This is a genomic window from Pseudarthrobacter sp. HLT1-7 (assembly GCF_059383435.1).
Window position 1 is genome coordinate 90,985 of the sequence record NZ_JBWZCH010000009.1, and the last position, 18,327, is coordinate 109,311.

Here is an 18,327-nt window from a genome sequence, read left to right on the forward strand (position 1 = left end):
AGGGCCGGGCGCTCACCCAGGGCCGTCCCCGTGGCTGCCTACGCGGGCCGCGGTCCGGCGGCGCCGCCGACTCTGGTTTCCTTGCGGCGCTCCGGCGGAGCTGATAGGCCTGTATCAGGCCTGACGGTAAGGTGCGTAGTGGCAGATAGGCGCACAATCCATCCCCCGTGTGTCCGCAGAAGGGAAGTTCACGTGACCCGTAAGAATCCGCAGGTTGAGGAAAACGACGAAAGAGACCTCGTGGTTGGAGACGGCCCAAAGGACTGGGCCGCCGGCATCCCGGGGGTCCTGCACTCCATGAAGCCCGCGATCGAACAGATGGGCCTGAACCGCACGCGCAAGACCGTCCTGGCGATGAACCAGAAGGACGGGTTTGACTGCCCCAGCTGTGCGTGGCCGGACCCGGACCACCGCAAGGCGTTCGAGTTCTGCGAGAACGGAGCCAAGGCCGTCACCTGGGAAGCGACGCCGGTCCTCGTCCCCGCGGCTTTCTGGGCGGAGCATTCGGTCACGGAACTGCGCGCCCGCTCCGAGTACTGGCTGGGCATGCAGGGCCGGCTCACAGAGCCCGTCTTCAAGCCCGCAGGCGAGGACCACTACAAGCCGGTCAGCTGGGACGAGGCTATCCGCATTATCGCGGACAAACTCGCCGGCCTGGACTCCCCCGACGAGGCAGCCTTCTACACAAGCGGCAGGACCTCAAACGAGGCCGCCTTCCTGTACCAGCTGCTGGTCCGCGGCTACGGCACCAACAATCTCCCGGACTGCTCCAATATGTGCCACGAGTCCTCGGGCTGGGGGATGGGCCAGACCATCGGCATCGGCAAGGCCACCGTCTCCTTTGACGATTATGCCAAAGCCGACCTGATTATTGTCATGGGCCAGAACCCCGGCACCAACCACCCGCGTATGCTCACCGAGCTTGAGGCGTGCAAGGAGAACGGCGGGGAGATTGTCGCCGTCAATCCGCTCCCCGAGGCGGGCCTGCGCCGCTACAAAAACCCGCAAAAAGTCAAGGGCATCATCGGCCGCGGCACGGATATCGCAGACCAGTTCCTGCACATCCGCATCGGCGGTGACATGGCCCTGCTGCAGGCCCTCTCCAAGCGCGTGTTCGACGCCGAGGACCGGAACCCGGGGACTGTGCTGGACCACGCCTTTCTGGCCGAGCACTGCGAGGGCCTGGCGGAGCTCAAGGAGCACCTCAGCCAACTGGACGAACAGGCAGTGCTGAAAGCGACGGGGCTGCGCGCCGAGGACATCGATGAGCTCGCCGCCCGCTATCTTAAGGCCGACAAGGTGATCATCACCTGGGCCATGGGCATCACGCAGCAGAAAAAGGGCGTGGCCACCATCAAGGAGATCATCAACCTGCTCCTGCTGCGCGGCAACATCGGCAAGCCGGGTGCGGGCGCCTCCCCCATCCGCGGCCACAGCAACGTCCAGGGCGACCGCACCATGGGCATCTGGGAGCAGATGCCGCAGTCCTTCATGGAGGCCCTCGGCGCGGAATTCGACTTCGAGCCGCCCCGCGAACACGGCGTCGACGCGGTGGAGACCATCAACAAAATGCGCGACGGCGGGATCAAGGCGTTCGTGGCGCTTGGCGGCAACTTCGTCGGCGCCATCTCGGACACCAACGCCACCGAGGCCGCCATGCAGAACACCGAGTTGTCCGTCCAGATCTCCACGAAGCTCAACCGGTCCCACACGGTGACCGGCACGGAAGCCCTGATCCTGCCCACCATGGGCCGGACCGAGATCGATATCCAGGAGTCGGGGCAGCAATTCGTCTCCGTGGAGGACACGGTCTGCGCCGTCCACCCCTCCCGGGGCACCGTTGAGCCTGTCTCGCACCACCTGCTGTCCGAGCCGGCGATCGTCAGCCGCCTCGGCAAGGCCGTAGTCGGGAACAGGATCAAGGCCGATTGGGACGGCTACGAGAAGAATTACGACCTCATCCGGGACCATATCTCGCGGGTTGTGGGCGGCTGTGAAAACTACAACGAACGGATCCGGCAGGAAGGGGGGTTCATCCTTGCGAACGGCCCCCGGGACTCACGTACTTTCCCGACCCCCACCGGCAAAGCCGTGCTCACCGTCAACGAACTGGAGCATGTGGAGAAGCCCGAGGGCACGCTTATCCTGCAGAGCATGCGCTCCCACGACCAGTTCAACACCACCATCTACGGCCACAACGACCGCTACCGGGGCATCAAGAAGGGCCGCCACGTGGTCTTTGTGAATCCGGAGGATATCGCAGAGCTGGGCCTGGCCGACGGCTTGTTCGTGGACATCCGCGGCGAGTACAAGGACGGCGTCGAGCGGGTACTCCGCAAGTTCCGGGTGGTCTCCTACCCGACCGCCCGCGGCTGCGCGGCCGCCTACTACCCCGAGGCCAACGTGCTGGTGCCGCTGAACCACACGGCCGAAGGCAGCAACACCCCGATTTCCAAGGCGGTCATTGTCCGGCTGAAAGCCAGCCCGGACCAGACCCCGGACGGCTCCGCAACCGCAACCTCAGGGGCGGCCCACTTGCGGTAGTGCACATTTCTGCGCAGACCCCGGGGGGGGACATGTCCAGTCCTGGTCGCCGCCGGCGGACATAATGCCAACATGTCCATCCCCGGGACCAAGGGCAGGACATGTCCCCCCGGGGTCCCACGTGCGGGCGGCGAGATCCGGTCCGGCGCCGCGTGGCCTGCTACTGGGCCCGCTTGGCCCAGCCCTTTTCATCGGGGCCGCCGGATTCGCCGTGTTCGCACAGCTCAAGTACCTTGTTGGACGCGGCGTGAACGGCTTCCTTGGTGCCCTTGCGGCCGTTCGTGGAGGCGGTGCCTGCGGCGTAGCCGACGATGAACGCGCTGATGGCATCCGCGTGCGGCCCGACGGCCTTAACAGATTCCTCCGCGACCTGGACGATCTTCTCGTGGTCGACTTCCAGATCAAGAAGCTGTAGTGCCTGGATCAGTCGGCTGCTCCAGAGCCGCAGCGAGCTGTCTTCATCCCGGGGCAAAGTCATTGCTATTCCTCTTCGTAGGGGGCGTTATTCGATCGTCTATCACTCAAGGGGTAGCACCGACGCGGGCGTTCTGCAACGCGACACCGGACAACGCGGCACCGGGCATCCCGGCGGAAGGAAACAGATACCCTCACTTGCTCCACAGCGCGACGTGGAACTTCGAGCCCCGGCGCTCGAGACCGCGCGAGCCTCCGGGGGCGACCATGGCCGCAGTCGCGTCGGCGGTACCGACGAAGCGCTTCAGCGTCTGCGCCATTGTGGTGGCCCTGCGGTGGTCCAGTGTGCTGGCCCACCACAGGCCTGAGACAGGTGTTCCGACGACGGGGAGCCGGACCAGGGCACCGCTCTGGATCTCTGCGCGGACAACGTGGCCGAGCGCCAGCATGATGCCCTTCCCCGCCCGCACGGCGGCAAGTGCATCGGTCTCGCTGCTGAGCCGGATAATGTCCGGCGCCACCGCCATCGACGCCAGCCAGCGGCCCTCCTCGGTGCTGTTCTGGATCCCGGCCGGCCCGCCAAACCACGGCCGCACACCCACGGCGGTGCCGGCGGGCGCCGTCGGCCACACACCCACGGCGGTGGTGGCGTGCGCCGTCGGCCGCGCACCCACGGCGCCGCCGGCAGCCTGGACGCGCTGAGCCTCGCAAAAGGCATCGCGGCGGACCAGCTCTCCAGCCCCGGGAAGGTCCTGGCCATCGAGGCGGTGGTGGCCTGCGTGGCCTATTGGGCCGGCCGGCGGTCGGCTTTCCGGTTGATCAAAATGTACGGGAAGCTTCGGGCCGCCAGTGCGTGATGTGCTCGCGGCAATAATGCCGGGCTGGCAGAAGGGAAGCACCGCCGGCCTGGCCACCGTTGTGAGCACGTTCAAGTCCGCCCCGCGATTCCCCGGGGCAGCCATGCTTGTCACCGCGGAGGGCGAAGCCGTCGGTTCGGTTTCCGGCGGCTGCGTCGAGGCCGCCGTGCTCGAGCTGGTCACCCGGGTCAAAGCGGAAGGCACACCGGTCCTGGTGCGCTACGGGATCAGCGACGATGATGCCTACGCCGTCGGCCTGACCTGCGGCGGGATCATCGACATCTTCGTCGAGCCGGTCTCCCGGCAGAGTTTCGCGGAACTGGACGCCATGAGGGACCACGTCGCCGCCGGACGGCGGGTGGGGGGGTCGCCACCGTGATCGAGCACGCGGACAGCAGCCGGCTCGGCCGTAACCTCGTCGTGCGGCCGGACGGTTTCGAGGGCAACCTCGGCTCAGAACGGGCCAACCATGCCGTGGGCGATGACACCCAGGGGCTGCTCGCGGCCGGCCGCTCCGGGATCCTGAGCTACGGGCTCGACGGCGAACGGCTGGACTCCGGGATGCGCGTCTTCTTCGCAAGCTACGCCCCGCCGCCGCGGATGCTGGTCTTCGGGGCGATCGACTCCGCCTCGGCACTGGCCCGGTTGGGAACGTTCCTGGGTTACCGCGTCACGGTGTGTGATGCCAGGGCGATCTTCGCCACTCCCGCGCGCCCGGCACCGGTCCCTCAGAGGTAGCTGCAAATCCGCTCCGGATCGCAGGAATCCGGATCAGCCGCCTCGGCGCCAGCATGGTAGCGGGCAACAGTGGTCCGAAGGGCTGTGAGCTCGGCGATCTGGCCGTCCAGGTCCGTCAGCTGCCGTGCCAGGACATCACGCACGTGGGCGCACGGAGTGCAGCCGGCGTCCCGGATCGTCAGGATGTCCCGGATCTGTGCCAGGGTCAGCCCGGCCATCCGGCTGCGGCGGATGAAGTCAAGACGGCTGACGGTGTCGAGGGCGTAGTCCCGGTAGTCGTTGGCCGCGCGTTCAGCCGCCGGGAGCAGCCCTCGGCCCTCATAAAACCTGATCGTCTTTGCCGTCAGACCGGCGGCGGATGCAGCTTCACCGATTCGCACTTTGCATCCTTCAGGTCGTTGGACAAGCCTTCAAGATCAGTCTGCCCTTGCTGGAAGGCCTCGGACGGGCCCTGGTGTCTTGACCTTCCACCCTAGGGGAAGGTGCAGACTGAAGCCAGCATCCGAACTGGAACGCCGAGGCGCATGCCGTGCGCACGGACACAAGACTCGATGGAGGATCCATGCCTGAGGCAGCAACGGATTTTGATCTGGCCGTTATCGGCTCCGGCGGCGGCGCCTTCGCCGCTGCCATCCGCGCCACCAAACTGGGCAAACGGGTCGTGATGATCGAACGCTCCACCGTCGGCGGGACGTGTGTGAACACCGGCTGCATCCCCTCCAAGGCACTGCTGGCCGCCGCCGAAGCCCGCCACGTGGCACTCGACGCCACCAGCAGATTCCCCGGCATCAGCACGTCGGCCGGCCCGGTCGACATGACGGAGCTCATCACCAGCAAACAATCCTTGGTCGAGACCATGCGCTCGGACAAATACGTAGACCTGATCGGGGAGTACGGCTGGGACCTGCGGGAGGGCAACGCAGCGTTCGCCGGCACCCCGGCGGAACCCGTTCTGGAGATCACCGCCCCGGACGGTGCCCGCAGCGTAATCCGTGCCGCCCACTATCTGGTCGCGACCGGTTCAACCCCGTGGGCGCCCCCGGTGCCAGGCCTGCAGAACACGGACTACCTGACTTCCACCACCGCCATGGAACTGAAAGAAGTGCCGGAGTCCCTGCTCGTGGTCGGCGGCGGATACGTGGCCCTCGAACAGGCGCAACTCTTCGCCCGTCTCGGATCCGGCGTGACCATGCTGGTCCGCTCCCGCCTCGCGTCGGCCGAGGAGCCCGAAGCCTCCCGTGCCCTGATGGGCGTCTTCGCCGACGAGGGCATCCATGTGGTCCGCCGCGCAGTCCTGACTTCCGTCAGCACCGACCCCGATACCGCAGAAGTGATCGTGACCGCCGCCGTCGCCGGAGGCCGGCAGGAATTCCGTGCCTCGAAGCTGCTGGTCGCCACCGGGCGCCGCGCGGTGAGCTCGGGCCTGAACCTGGACACCGTCGGGGTCAAGACCGGAGACCGCGGAGAGATCCTGGTCCAGGACACGCTCGTCAGTTCCAACCCCAGGATCTGGGCCGCCGGAGACGTGACCGGGCACCGCGAATTCGTCTACGTCGCCGCCGCCCACGGATCTCTCATGGCAGAGAACGCCTTCAACGACGCCGGGCGTGACGTCGATTACCGGCATCTGCCCCGTGTCACGTTCACCAGCCCGGCCCTGGCATCGGTCGGTATGACGCACAAGGAAGCCAAGGACGCCGGTATCCGGTGCGAATGCCGGGTCCTGCCGCTTGAGCACGTTCCCCGCGCCGTCGTAAACCGCGACACCCGTGGCTTCATCAAAATCGTCGCCGAACACGCCTCCGGAAAGATCGTGGGAATCACCGCCGTCGGCAAGGAAGCCGGTGACCTCGCAGCCGCCGGCGTGTACATCCTGGCAGCGGGCATGACCGTCGAACAGGTGGCGAGCCTTTGGAGCCCCTACCTGACCATGGCCGAGGGCATAAGAATTGCCGCCCAGTCATTCACCACCGATGTCTCCAGGCTTTCCTGCTGCGCCTCATGACTCAACCCCGGCGCAATCGAGCCGGCAAAACCGCAGCGTCTGATACCAGGACGAACGTGAGGGAGCCGATCATGACGAATGAAGCTACGGAGAAGCCACGACAGTGAGCCTCGCCAGACAGTGCCGCTGTCCAGGGCTGCGCCAGCAGGTGTGTTAGCCATCTTTTTGGGCGAGTCCAGGAATCACCGCCCGCCGGCGCCGCACGCGCTTTGGAGGACTTCCGGCTCTACCGCTCCGGCCAATCCCGGCTGAAAATCGAGTCAACAACAGCCTTATCTGAAAGGGGCCTGTCATGATGTGGGGTTACGGGATGGACATGGGCTGGTGGATGTGGCTGTGGGGCCTGCTCCTGATCGTTGGAATTGCGGTGCTCGTTCTGGTAGCGGTGCGCCTGTTTCCGGGCGGGGGGAGCCATGGGGGCGGTTACGGGCCGCCCGGACCGTACGGGGGGAAGGGCAGGGCCCGCCAGATCCTCGATGAACGCTTCGCCCGGGGTGAGCTCACAGTGGACCAATACCGCGAACAGTCAAGGGTTCTCGGCGAGGACCACTGATTTGTGCGCGCCCAAACGGCTGCGTAACCCCCGGCCAGCAAACCCCCAGACAAAAGGCATAAACTGTCATCGAGTTCCGAACGAAATCACGGAGGGAAACCGTTGGCCGCCTTTGCAGGACATGCCGTCACTGTCCTCCGCCGTGGCCTCCTGCTGGCCGGGCTGCTCGCCATCATTGCCGGATTCCTTGGCATGCACGTCATTACCGGGATGCACGCCGCCCACGCGTCTACGGCGTCCTCGTCCGCGGCGGAAACCTTCCGGACGGCCACCGGGTACGTCGCAACCCACCGGGAAATCAACCCACCGCATCCTGCCGGCCACACCGCACCCGGCGCCGTCGCCCAACCCGCGGCCACCGGCGCATCCCTTGCACCTTCCGCAGGCTGTGAATGCCGGTCGAACTGCACGGACGTGGCGTCATTGCATTCGGTCTGTATCCCGTCGGCAGCGGCGGCGTCGCTGGCTGCGCCCCCAGCCGGGACCGCGGCACTCTCAGCGGACCCGCCGGTAACACCTCCGGCCGGAACTTCTGAGCCCTATCCGTATCTTCCCGCCAGTCCTTCACCGGAGGAACTCTCAATCAGCCGCACGTAAGAAGGGGCAGGCCGTGTCCGTCCCCGGCGCCCCGACTTACTCCATTTTTCCATGCCCATTTGCCGGTTCGACCGGCATGGGCGCCCTGCCGTCGTTTGAGAACGCCGGGCAGGAACGCTGATTAAGGACCGAGAATCTTATGAAGAACAACCTGACACTCTCTGCCGTGGGCATCGCGGCCGCAATTGCCCTCGCAGGCTGTGCCGGCACCACCGGCACCACGCCCACAAACACCATGACCACCAACACCGTGCCCGGCATGAACCAAGGCAGTATGGGCATGTCCTCGAACTCTGCCTCCGCCGACCACAACGCGGCAGACACTATGTTCACCCAAGGCATGATCCCGCACCACACCCAGGCCGTCGAGATGAGCAACATGATCCTCAAGAAGCAGGGACTCGACGCCCGGATCATTACCCTCGCCACCAAGATCAAAGCCGCCCAGGCGCCCGAAATTGAGCAAATGACCGGATGGCTGAAGAGCTGGAATGAACCCAACCAAATGGCCAGCGGCCACGGCATGGGAGACGGAATGATGGGCGACGATGACCTGAAGAAGCTGGACGCCGCGCAGGGAACCGACGCAGCCAAGCTTTTCCTGAGCCAGATGATCGCCCACCATGAAGGGGCGGTGATGATGGCCAAGACGGAAAGCAGCCAGGGCAAGAACCCCGACGCCGTCAACCTCAGCAAAGCCATCGTGACGTCCCAGGAAGCCGAGATCCAGGAGATGAAAGGCCTGCTCGCCGGCCTCTAGGCAACTGCCTGGCCCCGGTCCTCTGCGGGGACCGGGGCCTACCCGGATTACTCATACTAGGAGTTCCCATGCTTCGTTCTTCCACGTCCCGGGCCCGGGACGCGAGCATCCTTGCCGCCGCTGGGGTGTTGCTCTCTCTTGCTGCTTGCACGCCGACAACCGCGGAAGTCTCGGGGTCTGCCGGGCGAGATGCCCCGACAGATCTGCCCAGCGCACACATCCACGGCATGGCTGCAAACGAGAAGACCGGGCAGCTGCTGATGGCAACTCACGAGGGCCTGTTCGACATTTCGCGCACACCGGCCACGAAACTCGGCCCGAGCAATGATCTGATGGGTTTCACCTCCGGATCTGACCACGGCATTTTTTACGCCTCGGGACATCCCGGACAAGGGTCCACACTGCCAAACCCGCTCGGCCTGATCAGATCAGACGACGGCGGCACTACCTGGCAGCAGCTGTCGCGGCAGGGCGAGTCCGATTTTCACGCACTTGCGGCGACGAAAAGCGGCATCGTCGCCTTCGACGGAATGCTGCTGACCAGCCCGGACGGAAAAGACTGGAAAGCGGTAGCAGCAGGGTTTAAGCCAGCGGCTTTGGCAGGGCACGCGCTCAGCGACACTGTCCTGGCAACCACGGCCCAGGGCCTGCAACGATCCACCGATGCCGGAAGCACCTGGGTCCTGAACACGGCAGCTCCGGTAGTCCAGTTCGCGGCGTTTGCCAGCAGCAACGACGTCGTCGGGGTCCAGCCCGACGGCAGCGTGCATGTGTCCGCCGACAGCGGGGAGACGTGGTCCGCCATGGGTCGGATCAGCGGCGGCGTGCAGGCAATTGCGGCAGTCAAGAGCGCCGACGGCACCCTCCGGATCTGGGCAGCCACCGCGGACGGCGTCGAGGCATCCACCGACGGCGGAGCGACCTTTTCGCAGTATCGGCCAGGCTGATCCGGATACCAGAGAGTCGGGACACCAACGACCAGACGCACGCCATGACCTCAATCCCCGACGGTCCTGGCAGGCAGCGATCATCTCTGGTCGTCACCCCGGTCACCGGGGCCGTCGTCGATGTCCAGATCGATACTGCCGCCGTGTATCTGGTCACGGACACCACCATGTCCGGCGTGCGGACTTTCAGCGGCCGCCGGGCAGCATCGAAGACGACCTCTACATAGTAAAGATGACCGGAAGGGCCAGGCTCGCGGCCGCGACGTCGTCTGGCAGCACAAAGGGTCTGAACCAAAGCCTGTCCCGCCCCAAGGGTGAGTAACGGGTGACGTCCATGGGCAGGACCGTAGCGCGGCCAGGAAACGACTAGTGACCCGATGGGTGATCAGTTGGGTGGTCCACGCCCGGTACCGGCCCGGGGCTCAGGTCGCCCCCGGTGCCACTGATCGCTGGGCCGACTACGAATGCGGACAGCGCGAACATTGCGGAGAAGATCAACAGCCCGATTGCGGGCGCGACCCACGTCCCGAAGCGCCGGTACAGGCGCAGGAGCAGCGGGATTGAACCGAGTAGACCCAGCGCGCCGAACAATGCGGTGCCGCCCGAACCAGCGACCAGCGCCGTGCCGGCGAGAATCCCGACGTGATGCAGGACGTGCGGCAGGAGGCCGACGACGAATCCCATGACTGCGACGACAGAATGCCAAAGGGCCTGCAGCGAACCGCGCCACGTCCGTTGTTCCGTCGGATCGGCATCAATGCCGGAGTTCGAGACGCCAGACTCATGCAAATGATGTGAATGATTATCCGTCATGCTGTCCAGTCCGTTCGCTCGTCCGTAGTGAACTTTGAGGCCAGTCTAAGGCCGCTCAGAACATCCATTTGCTGGACTGGAAGGGGCCGGCTGGCCGAAGGAACCGTCCGGCCCGATACCGCCGGGGGCATTGGTCCGTTGCCGGCGCGGCAGCGGCATATGAAGTGTTGTCCGCTCATTGGTGTGAACCCCCGGTATGCCGTGACGTCCAGATCAGATACGCGCCAAGCGCACCGCCTGCACCGAGCCCGGCCCTCATCAACGGTTTCTCCCAGCTGCCCCAGCGGTCCCTGTCCCCCGCCGCCAGTGCTCCCACGCCTCCGATTAGGGCTGCCGAAATCATGCCTGCCACCAGGCGGTTACCGACGCGTTCCATCCGCCCGACCAAGGGTTCAAGCTCCGCGGCCCGTAAGTGGACTTCCAAGCCGGTGTCGAGGTTATCCACCACCCGGCGGAGTACGTCCGGCAGGTCCACGGCCAGTTCTGCTGCGTCAGCACCGGCTGCGGCCATGCGCCTGGCCAGTGCCTGCGGCGAGAAGCGGCTGACCAACAGCTTCTTCGCATGGGGTGCCAGGACCTCGCTCAGGGTGAAGCGGGGGTCCAATTCAACCCCGATTCCTTCGGCCATGATCATCATCTTCACCAGCTTCGCAAGTTCCTGCGGCATCTGCAGATGGTGGGTGCGCATCAGCGCGAGGGCCTGGACGATCAGCGGCCCGATCTCGATCTGACTTAGCTGGCGGCCCTCGTAAAGGGCAATAAACCGGGTCATGTCCGCGCGCAGCAGGCTCCGGTCCACAGGCTGCCGCGTCACGGAAAGATTCAGCAAAGCGGACCCGAGACGGTCCGGGTCATTGCGGGCCACTGCACTCAGCAGGACGTCGAGCTGGCCGCGCAGCACGTCGTTCACCTCACCAACCATGCCGAAGTCGATGAGACCGATGCGACCGCCGGGTTCGATGAACAGGTTGCCGGGATGCGGATCCGCATGGAAGAACCCATCCTCAAAGACCATTTTGACTGCCGTCCCGGCGGACCGGACGGCCAGCGCCGCACGGTCAATCCCTGAACGGTCCAACGCCTCGAGGTCATTGACTTTCAGCCCGACGATTCGCTCCAGCGTCAGGACCCGGGACGTACTGGTCTCCCAAAAGACGCGTGGAATGTGAACACCGCGATCGGCAGCAAAGTTGTGGGCGAACCGCTCCGCATTGCGGCCTTCCTGCAGATAGTCGAGTTCAGCCCTCAGCGTCTGTGCGAACTCCGCGGCTATGCCTGGGAGATTATAGTCAGCCGCCGCGTCCCAGCGGCGGCTGATCTGGACGGCGAGGTTCTGCAGAATGTCCAGGTCAGCCTCGATCGTGGGAATGACGTCGGGCCGCCTGACTTTGACAACGACCGGTGTTCCGTCGTGGAGAGTTGCTGCATGGGCCTGACCGATCGAGGCACTCGCCAAAGGTTCGAGCGTGAAGTCCGCAAACACTTCGTCCGGCTCGGCCCCGAGCTCTTCGCGGATCAGCCGACGGATCGTTGCCCCTGCCACCGGCGGGGCAGCGTCCTGGAGTTTAGCCAGCTCCGTCTGGTAGGGGGGCGGCAAGAGGTCAGGGCGGGTGGATAGGAGCTGGCCGAGTTTGATAAACGTTGGTCCCAGCTCCTCGAGGGCCAACCGCAGGTGGTCCGGATTCGTGTAGGGCTGGGTCCTGCGTTCATGGCCCATGAGCCCATGGTGGAACGGGACCCACCGCTCCAGTCCAGTGATACCCACCAGGAATCCCAGCCCGTGCCGGGCCAGTACCTCGCTGATCTGCTGATAGCGGTGGACATGAAGCTTCATTGCATATTCCTGACTTTTCCTTGAAGGATGGACGTTCCGAAGACCCACGCCGTGTGCGTCCTGACACTGAATCGGGCATTGCATACACCCGGACGGTGGTTTAAGGTCTGGAGAATTTTCCGGGTCCCTGCACGATACGTTTTCTTCCCGGCAGCACGAGGGCAAGCATGGCCACGACGACCAGGGCCATGCCGGCCATGCTCCAGAAGGTCTGGCGCTCCCCCAGGACGACTATCGACAACAGGATGCCGAACACCGGCACCAGGAACGTCCATGCTGAGACCGCGTCCAGGCGGCAGTCCCGGACTTCCATGAACCAACCGAGAAAAGCTGCCGCGGTGCCCACGAGGGATACGTACAGGAGAATGCCGATGAAACGCGCACTCCAGTTGATTGCAGGCGCCCCCTCTGTCAGCCCGGCAACGAGGGCTAGTATGACGCCGCCAATCAGGAAATGCCAGCCAATCACCGGCAAAACAGCGGCCTTGACCTGCCGCGAAATCAGAGTTCCTGCGGTGATCGCCAGAGCCGCGGTGATAGAAAGCCATGCGCCCGTGCCCGTGCCGCCAGGCAGGGCCACAGCCATCAGCCCGGTGAAGCCTGCAACCAGCGCGGCCAGCGTCCGCGCCGAGATGCGTTCCTTGTATATCCACCAGGCCGGAAGCACTATGAGCAGCGGCTGGGCGTTGGCCAGGACTGAGGCGGCTCCTGTCGAGAGACCGGCCAGACCACCGAACATGGCAGCAAATGCCACTGAGACATTGACAACTCCCATCACTGTTATCAAAATCCAGGTCTGTGTCCCGCGCGGCACCGGTTCCCGCCGGAAACCCGCTGCCGTGAGGAGTGCACCGCCGGCTATGAGCGCTCGCAGGGCGGCGAACCACAACAGCGGGGCATCCTGTAGACCCACGCTGATCGCCAGAAAGCAGGAGCCCCAGGCGAATGTGATCCATAACATGCGCAGGGGCTTGGGGCGACGCAGCGGGGATGGTCCGGATGCGCTCAAGGCACGGGACGTTTGTTCCGGCGCTTCGGAATGAAGGCCGGAACCCTTCCCGCGTAGTCGAGGTACGTTTCCCCGAATTCGGCGGTCATGTTCTGCTCCTCATGTTTGGCAAGGCGGTGGTAGACCACAACCAGGATCGGGAACATGATCAGGGTCAGGAGGGTTGGCCACTGCAGCAGGAACCCGAACATGATCGTCAGGAATCCCAGGTACTGCGGGTGGCGGAGCCGGGCGTAGACACCGCTGACTGCCAGCCGGCGCTCTTTCTGCGCCGCATACAGGACCTTCCATGCCTGGTAGAGCAGGATGAAGCCCGCCGCGATGAGTACATTGCTCAGCAGGTGCAGGGGGTTCAGATGCGGATCGCCCTGCCATCCCATCAGGTCCTGCCACAGGTGTCCGGAATTATGGGTCAGGAGACCCAGATTCGGGAATTGGTTGCCCAGCCAGCCGGAGATGAAATAGATGGTCAGCGGAAACCCGTACATCTCCGTGAACAACGCGACGATGAACGCGGAGAACCCCCCGAAGGCCCGCCAGTCCAGTTTGGTTCGGGGTTTGACGAAACTGAACGCGAAAACAATGAAAATTGCGGAGTTCAGAATCACCAGGAACCAAAGGTTGTACCCGTAGTCACTTGCCAATGGCCGCACTCCGTTCGTCAGTTCCACCGTGGCTGCCGCCATGTCCGCCATGTCCGCCATGACCGCCATGACCGCCATGACCAAACAGGTGCATTGCGAGCATCCCCACCACGAAAACGTAGGGCAGTGCATCCAGCACATGCAGCCAGTGGCTGGTCAGCAGGTAGACCACGGCGATGATAATCAGGACCGTCATCCCGCCACGCAGATACTGGGCACTGCGGCCGGTAACGTGCTGCTCGGGAGGATGCGGCACTCCCTGGCTGCCGCCCCCCGGGTGTTCGTTGTGGTTCATGGCTGCCCTCCCGGCCGGACAGGCAGATGCTCGGCAAGGAAGTCCTGCCTCATGCCCAGAGTTGAGTCGGTCATTGCCATCGATGTCGCTGCGTCCGGGGCGGACCCGGTCAGTGCGCGGATGGCGTCGATGGTTTCGGGCACGACGATTGCCTCGTTGTAGACCTGGTAGGTCAGGAAGGCCTCGTCACCTTCGACGGTGACCAGTTCCTCCCAGACTGCGACCTCCCACATGTCCCCGCGTGGCCGGCCGAGATCCTTCATCAGTTCGATGGTCGAGTTCAGCGCGACGAGCCCGTCAGCCATCCGGATGAACGCAATCCGCGGTGCGGCCCGCAGGGCCGCCAGGACCTCCTCCCGGCTGGCGGCACGGGTGAGCTGGAGTGTCCAGTAATGGTTATGCGTCTGGGTGTGGGCACCTTTGGCTGCGATCGTGACGACGTCGAGGTCGGGCAGGACGGTCCGGGCATCAGGGCCCTGGTGGGACGGTATTTTCGGTTCCGGGACCATCGTGTTCATGATCCCGCCGAGATGAGATTCCCAGGGGTCGGTGGCACGGCGGATCAGGACTCCGCGGGCCTTGGCCAGCAGGCCCGCGTCCTGCAGCGCGCCGAGAACTCTGACAATGCTGGTCGTGTTGCACGAGACGACCCGGGTCATGTCCCGGCCCAGTGCGCTGCCATAGTTGGCCTGTGCCACGAATGAATGCCCTGTGGTGTCATGGGATTCACCGCCCTGCAGGACGACTTTCACACCTGCCGCCCGGTAGCGGGGCAGGTTGCCGGCCGCCACATGTTTGGGGGTCGCATCGACGACGACGTCCACCTGCGCCAGCAGTTCGTCCATGCCGCCGGCGATGCTCAGGCCCGCCTGCCGCATGGCGTCCTGCGCTTCGGCGGTGGATGCGTACAGCGGAAATCGTCCCGCGACCGACCGGATCCGCCAGTCGGTGACGATGTCGGCGACGCCGATCAGTTCCATGTCCGGCTGCAACAGGACCGCGTCCGCTACCCGCTTGCCGATGACTCCGTATCCGATGACAGCCACTCTGGTCTTACTCATTGGTATGCCTCCCACGTGCGGTTGCGTTGTTTTCTCGATGGCCGTTCCCGGCCCCGATTGATTTTGGAGTCTTCGGTACCAGGGGGAAGTCCATGTCTTCCCCGCCGGCGAGCTGCACATAGATTCCTTCGACACCGATCCGCACAGCCGGTGCGCTGCAGGGCTGCAGCTGGATCCGGAGGGTGTCCACGCTCAGGAACACATCGATGCGGTGGCCCCGGTACCGGATCTGAAACCCGGCACTTCCCAGCGGGGCGGGGAGCCGGGGGGAAAAGGTCAGCGCGTCGGCCTCTGTCTGCAGTCCGGCAAAAGCCCGGACGACGGCGTCGACCGTCCCGGACATGGCGCCCAGATGGATGCCTTCCCGGGTGGTACCTCCCTGGGTATCGTCCAGGTCGGTAACCAGGGCCTCACGGAAGACCTGCCAGGCCCGGGATTCATCAATCCGGGCGAGTACCGAGGCATGCACCACGCGGCTGAGCGTCGATCCGTTGGCGGTTCGCGCCAGATAGTACTCCACGGTGCGCTCCAGGTCAGGCTCCGCGAACTGATAGCCGAGCTGGTGCAGCTGCCTGATCACGCCAGCGGGTCCCAGCAGGTAGATCAGCATCAGGACGTCAGCCTGCTTGGCGAGTTTGTAGCAGTTGGTGGCATCGTTTTCGGCTTCGAGGATCAGATCGAGCCGCCCGATGTTGCCGTATGTCGCACGGTAGTGCGGCCAATCCAGTTCTGCCAGGTCTTCGTATCCGTCGAACTGGCTGAGAACCCCGTCGGCATGGAACGGCACGGCGAGCCTGCAGCTCATCCTGGACCAGTGGCTGATTTCATCGTCGGTGACCTGCAGCCGGTCAATGAGGTCATCGCCGGGATGGCCCTTAAGTTCCCGCAGCACATCGGCGGCGCGCTGGCACAGCCAGGAGAGAAGCACGTTCGTGTACGCGTTGTCTCGCAGGCCGGTCCCGGGCGTGTCCGGGTACCCGTCGTGGTACTCGTCGGGCCCCATCACCCCTGACAGGTGGAACCTGTCCTGCACCGGATCATAGGTGGCCAGCGAGGCGAACGTCCTGGTCACTTCGATGATCAGTTCCCCGCCGCGGGCCGTCAGCCAGTCCCGGTCCCCCGTGGCCTGGAAGTGCTGCCAGGCGTTGTAGGCAATGGCGAGTCCGACGTGGCGCTGGCGGCTGGAGTTGTCCGGCATCCACCGGGCGGACCGGGCGTTGTAGAGCTGGCGGGGCGTCTCCTCCCGTCCGTCGCTGCCACTCTGCCAGGGGAAGAGCGCCCCCTGGAGGCCTTGCGCGCGTGCGGCGCCCCGCGCAGCATCCAGCCTGCGCCAGCGGTACTCCAGGAGCGCCCGGCTGATGTCAGGAAGGCGGAGCCCGATCACGGGGAAGATGAAGAGTTCGTCCCAGAAGACGTGACCGCGGTAGCCTTCCCCGTGCAGGCCCCGGGCCGGCACTCCGGCGTCCAGGGCTGCGGTATGCACGGAGATCGTCTGCAGCAGGTGGAACACATGCAGGTTGAGCACCAGCTGGGACTGCTGGTCACCGCCGAGGCTGATCCCGAACCGCTCCCATAAGCGCCGCCAGGCCGCCTCGTGGTCGTTGAACAGTTCGGCGAAGCCCGTGTCAACGCGGGAAAGCCTTGCCAGGGCCGCGGCCTCAGGCGAGGAGATGGCAACGTCGCGGGACGTTGCCATCGACGCGGTCCTAGTGACGGTGACCGGCTGTCCGTCGGTCAGCCGGAGCTCGAACTGCCGCCGGTGCCGTCTGCGGTCGCTCTCGGCATGCCGGGGCGTTACCGCCGGGACACCGTCGAACACCGTCCGGACAGCGAGGGCGATCCGTATCCTGCTCTGGCTGGTCTGGACGACGCACAGCACGGTGCCGCCGTCCACCTCGGCGAATTCAGGATCGGTCAGGTGCCGCTGGCCGGTTCCGGCATAGTCGCGGACATTGGTGTTGGCCACCCCGGCATCGATGCCCTCCCGGATGCCCACGGTTCCGCTGAAACCGGAGGCGGTCAGGGTCGTCTCCAGCGCAGCGAGATGGGGATCGTGCATGGAGACCAGCCGCCGCTGCACGACGGTGAGCTGCCCGCCGTCCGGGCCCGCGAGGGTAACGCGGCGAGTCAACACGCCCCGGCGCAGATCGAGCTCGCTTCGCTCATCGCTGACAGGGATCTCCCCCGTTGACCACCACGGCCCGGCGCCGATGCGCACGTCCACCGGCAACCAATTAGGGACGTTGACCAGATGCTCTTCCTCCAGGTCGCGGCCGTGAATAGTGTTTATCGTCCGGTTGTAGACCCCGGCCAGATAGGTGCCGGGATAGTGGACGCCGTCGTCACGGTGCTCCGGCTGACTACCGCGGGTGGCCATGTACCCGTTGCCCAGAGCGGTCAGCGCCTCCCGGTGGCCTTCGTGGGCAGAATCAAACCCTGCGTAGACCAGCGTCCAGGGGTCGGTACGTGAGACCCCCAAATCCAACTCAGCGACGTCGCCGAGGACGATGTCGGCGCCGGCTAGCTCCAGCTGTTCCCGTTGCCCCGTGCGGTCGATGCCGACCACCAGCCCGAAGCCGCCGCGGCATGCGGCCTGAACACCGGCGGCGGCGTCCTCGACCACCGCGGCCTGCCGGGGTGCCACGCCGAGCCGGCGGGCCGCCTCAAGGAACATGGCAGGGTCGGGCTTGCCCCGAAGGCCTTGTTCCGCGGCGGTCTGCCCGTCGACGATGACGTCGAATTCGGTCTCAAGGCCGGCAGCCTTCAGCAGGGCGCGGGCGTTGCGGCTGGCGGTGACAAGGCCCACGGGGATGCCTGCTGCACGCAGACGGACCAGCAGGGCGGTAGTCCCCGGGTAGGCCTGGATGCCGCTGCGGGCCACGGCTTCCAGAAACAGGGCATTCTTGCGGGCGCCGAGTCCATGGACGGACCAGGTGTCCGGCCCGTCGTCGGGGCTCCCGGCTGGAACCCGGGTGCCGCGGGAGGCCAGGAATGCGGTGACTCCGTCCTCGCGCTGCCGGCCGTCGACGTACCGCCGGTAATCCGCATCCTCGTCGAACGGATCTGTCCTTGGACCCCCGGCGAGCCGGGGATCCTGAAGGACGGAGTCGAAGAGCTGCTTCCAGGCTGCCGCGTGCAAGGCGGCGGTCTGCGTGACAACCCCGTCCATGTCGAACAGCACCGCCCGATACGGCAGTTCTGCGCCATGCCGGGAAACACTGACGGGGCGGCTGCCGCCCGTATGGACCTTTGCCAT

General features: G+C 65.3%; 20 protein-coding genes. 10 read left to right on the top strand and 10 right to left on the bottom strand.

Features of this window, described 5'->3' with window-relative positions; translation table 11 throughout:
* Positions 1–192 precede the first annotated feature (192 nt).
* Positions 193–2,544: an FdhF/YdeP family oxidoreductase gene (locus tag AC50X6_RS10805; RefSeq protein ID WP_494966207.1), complete on the top strand. Its 2,352-nt coding sequence runs from the start codon at positions 193–195 to the stop codon at positions 2,542–2,544.
* Between the two features lie 160 nt (positions 2,545–2,704).
* Here the strand turns inward: AC50X6_RS10805 and AC50X6_RS10810 are convergent, their stop codons facing one another.
* Together AC50X6_RS10810 and AC50X6_RS10815 are read right to left on the bottom strand one after the other, a co-directional pair.
* The gene (locus tag AC50X6_RS10810) at positions 2,705–3,022 is read right to left on the bottom strand and encodes a DUF6457 domain-containing protein (RefSeq protein WP_494966208.1); all 318 of its coding nucleotides are present in this window, start codon (positions 3,020–3,022) and stop codon (positions 2,705–2,707) included.
* Positions 3,023–3,152: 130 nt separating this feature from the next.
* Entirely contained in the window at positions 3,153–3,632 is a 480-nt protein-coding gene (locus AC50X6_RS10815; RefSeq protein WP_494966209.1) for a LysR substrate-binding domain-containing protein, read from the bottom strand.
* On the opposite strand from AC50X6_RS10815, the gene AC50X6_RS10820 reads away from it, so the two are divergent.
* Genes AC50X6_RS10820 through AC50X6_RS10830 form a run of 3 tightly spaced genes read left to right on the top strand, consistent with a single transcriptional unit; the run spans position 3,609 to position 4,553 of the window.
* A complete protein-coding gene (locus AC50X6_RS10820) occupies positions 3,609–3,815 on the top strand; it encodes a hypothetical protein (RefSeq protein WP_494966210.1) in 207 nt (68 codons plus the stop codon). The genes AC50X6_RS10815 and AC50X6_RS10820 overlap by 24 nt on opposite strands.
* Positions 3,808–4,194 (top strand): XdhC family protein, encoded by a 387-nt coding sequence (locus AC50X6_RS10825; RefSeq protein ID WP_494966211.1) that lies wholly within the window; start codon positions 3,808–3,810, stop codon positions 4,192–4,194. Before AC50X6_RS10820 ends, AC50X6_RS10825 begins: the two co-directional genes overlap by 8 nt.
* Complete coding sequence (locus tag AC50X6_RS10830; RefSeq protein WP_494966212.1) at positions 4,191–4,553, top strand: XdhC family protein; 363 nt, start codon at positions 4,191–4,193, stop codon at positions 4,551–4,553. The genes AC50X6_RS10825 and AC50X6_RS10830 overlap by 4 nt, the downstream gene beginning before the upstream one ends.
* Here the strand turns inward: AC50X6_RS10830 and AC50X6_RS10835 are convergent.
* The gene (locus AC50X6_RS10835; protein WP_494966213.1) at positions 4,544–4,933 is read right to left on the bottom strand and encodes a heavy metal-responsive transcriptional regulator; all 390 of its coding nucleotides are present in this window, start codon (positions 4,931–4,933) and stop codon (positions 4,544–4,546) included. The genes AC50X6_RS10830 and AC50X6_RS10835 overlap by 10 nt on opposite strands.
* A gap of 182 nt (positions 4,934–5,115) precedes the next feature.
* Between AC50X6_RS10835 and merA the strand changes: the two genes are divergently transcribed.
* From merA to AC50X6_RS10865, 6 genes are all read left to right on the top strand, one after another.
* Positions 5,116–6,558 (top strand): mercury(II) reductase, encoded by a 1,443-nt coding sequence (merA, locus tag AC50X6_RS10840; protein WP_494966214.1) that lies wholly within the window; start codon positions 5,116–5,118, stop codon positions 6,556–6,558.
* 292 nt (positions 6,559–6,850) lie between these two features.
* Entirely contained in the window at positions 6,851–7,111 is a 261-nt protein-coding gene (locus AC50X6_RS10845; RefSeq protein ID WP_494966215.1) for an SHOCT domain-containing protein, read from the top strand.
* Positions 7,112–7,213: 102 nt separating this feature from the next.
* A complete protein-coding gene (locus AC50X6_RS10850) occupies positions 7,214–7,708 on the top strand; it encodes a hypothetical protein (protein ID WP_494966216.1) in 495 nt (164 codons plus the stop codon).
* Between the two features lie 139 nt (positions 7,709–7,847).
* Positions 7,848–8,468 (top strand): DUF305 domain-containing protein, encoded by a 621-nt coding sequence (locus AC50X6_RS10855; protein ID WP_494966217.1) that lies wholly within the window; start codon positions 7,848–7,850, stop codon positions 8,466–8,468.
* 68 nt (positions 8,469–8,536) lie between these two features.
* Positions 8,537–9,415, top strand: coding sequence for a F510_1955 family glycosylhydrolase (locus AC50X6_RS10860; RefSeq protein ID WP_494966218.1), 879 nt, complete (start codon positions 8,537–8,539; stop codon positions 9,413–9,415).
* A 44-nt stretch (positions 9,416–9,459) separates the two neighbouring features.
* A complete protein-coding gene (locus AC50X6_RS10865) occupies positions 9,460–9,642 on the top strand; it encodes a hypothetical protein (RefSeq protein ID WP_494966219.1) in 183 nt (60 codons plus the stop codon).
* A gap of 139 nt (positions 9,643–9,781) precedes the next feature.
* On the opposite strand, the gene AC50X6_RS10870 is transcribed toward AC50X6_RS10865, so the two are convergent.
* The 7 genes from AC50X6_RS10870 to AC50X6_RS10900 form a co-directional block, all read right to left on the bottom strand.
* The gene (locus AC50X6_RS10870) at positions 9,782–10,228 is read right to left on the bottom strand and encodes a hypothetical protein (RefSeq protein ID WP_494966220.1); all 447 of its coding nucleotides are present in this window, start codon (positions 10,226–10,228) and stop codon (positions 9,782–9,784) included.
* 175 nt (positions 10,229–10,403) lie between these two features.
* The gene (locus AC50X6_RS10875) at positions 10,404–12,062 is read right to left on the bottom strand and encodes an ABC1 kinase family protein (RefSeq protein WP_494966221.1); all 1,659 of its coding nucleotides are present in this window, start codon (positions 12,060–12,062) and stop codon (positions 10,404–10,406) included.
* A 100-nt stretch (positions 12,063–12,162) separates the two neighbouring features.
* Complete coding sequence (locus tag AC50X6_RS10880; protein ID WP_494966222.1) at positions 12,163–13,023, bottom strand: DMT family transporter; 861 nt, start codon at positions 13,021–13,023, stop codon at positions 12,163–12,165.
* 44 nt (positions 13,024–13,067) lie between these two features.
* The gene (locus tag AC50X6_RS10885) at positions 13,068–13,715 is read right to left on the bottom strand and encodes a methyltransferase family protein (RefSeq protein ID WP_494966223.1); all 648 of its coding nucleotides are present in this window, start codon (positions 13,713–13,715) and stop codon (positions 13,068–13,070) included.
* A complete protein-coding gene (locus AC50X6_RS10890) occupies positions 13,705–14,010 on the bottom strand; it encodes a DUF2933 domain-containing protein (protein ID WP_494966224.1) in 306 nt (101 codons plus the stop codon). The genes AC50X6_RS10885 and AC50X6_RS10890 overlap by 11 nt, the downstream gene beginning before the upstream one ends.
* Positions 14,007–15,071 (bottom strand): type II glyceraldehyde-3-phosphate dehydrogenase, encoded by a 1,065-nt coding sequence (locus AC50X6_RS10895; protein ID WP_494966225.1) that lies wholly within the window; start codon positions 15,069–15,071, stop codon positions 14,007–14,009. The genes AC50X6_RS10890 and AC50X6_RS10895 overlap by 4 nt, the downstream gene beginning before the upstream one ends.
* Positions 15,064–18,327, bottom strand: coding sequence for a beta-phosphoglucomutase family hydrolase (locus tag AC50X6_RS10900; protein ID WP_494966226.1), 3,264 nt, complete (start codon positions 18,325–18,327; stop codon positions 15,064–15,066). The genes AC50X6_RS10895 and AC50X6_RS10900 overlap by 8 nt, the downstream gene beginning before the upstream one ends.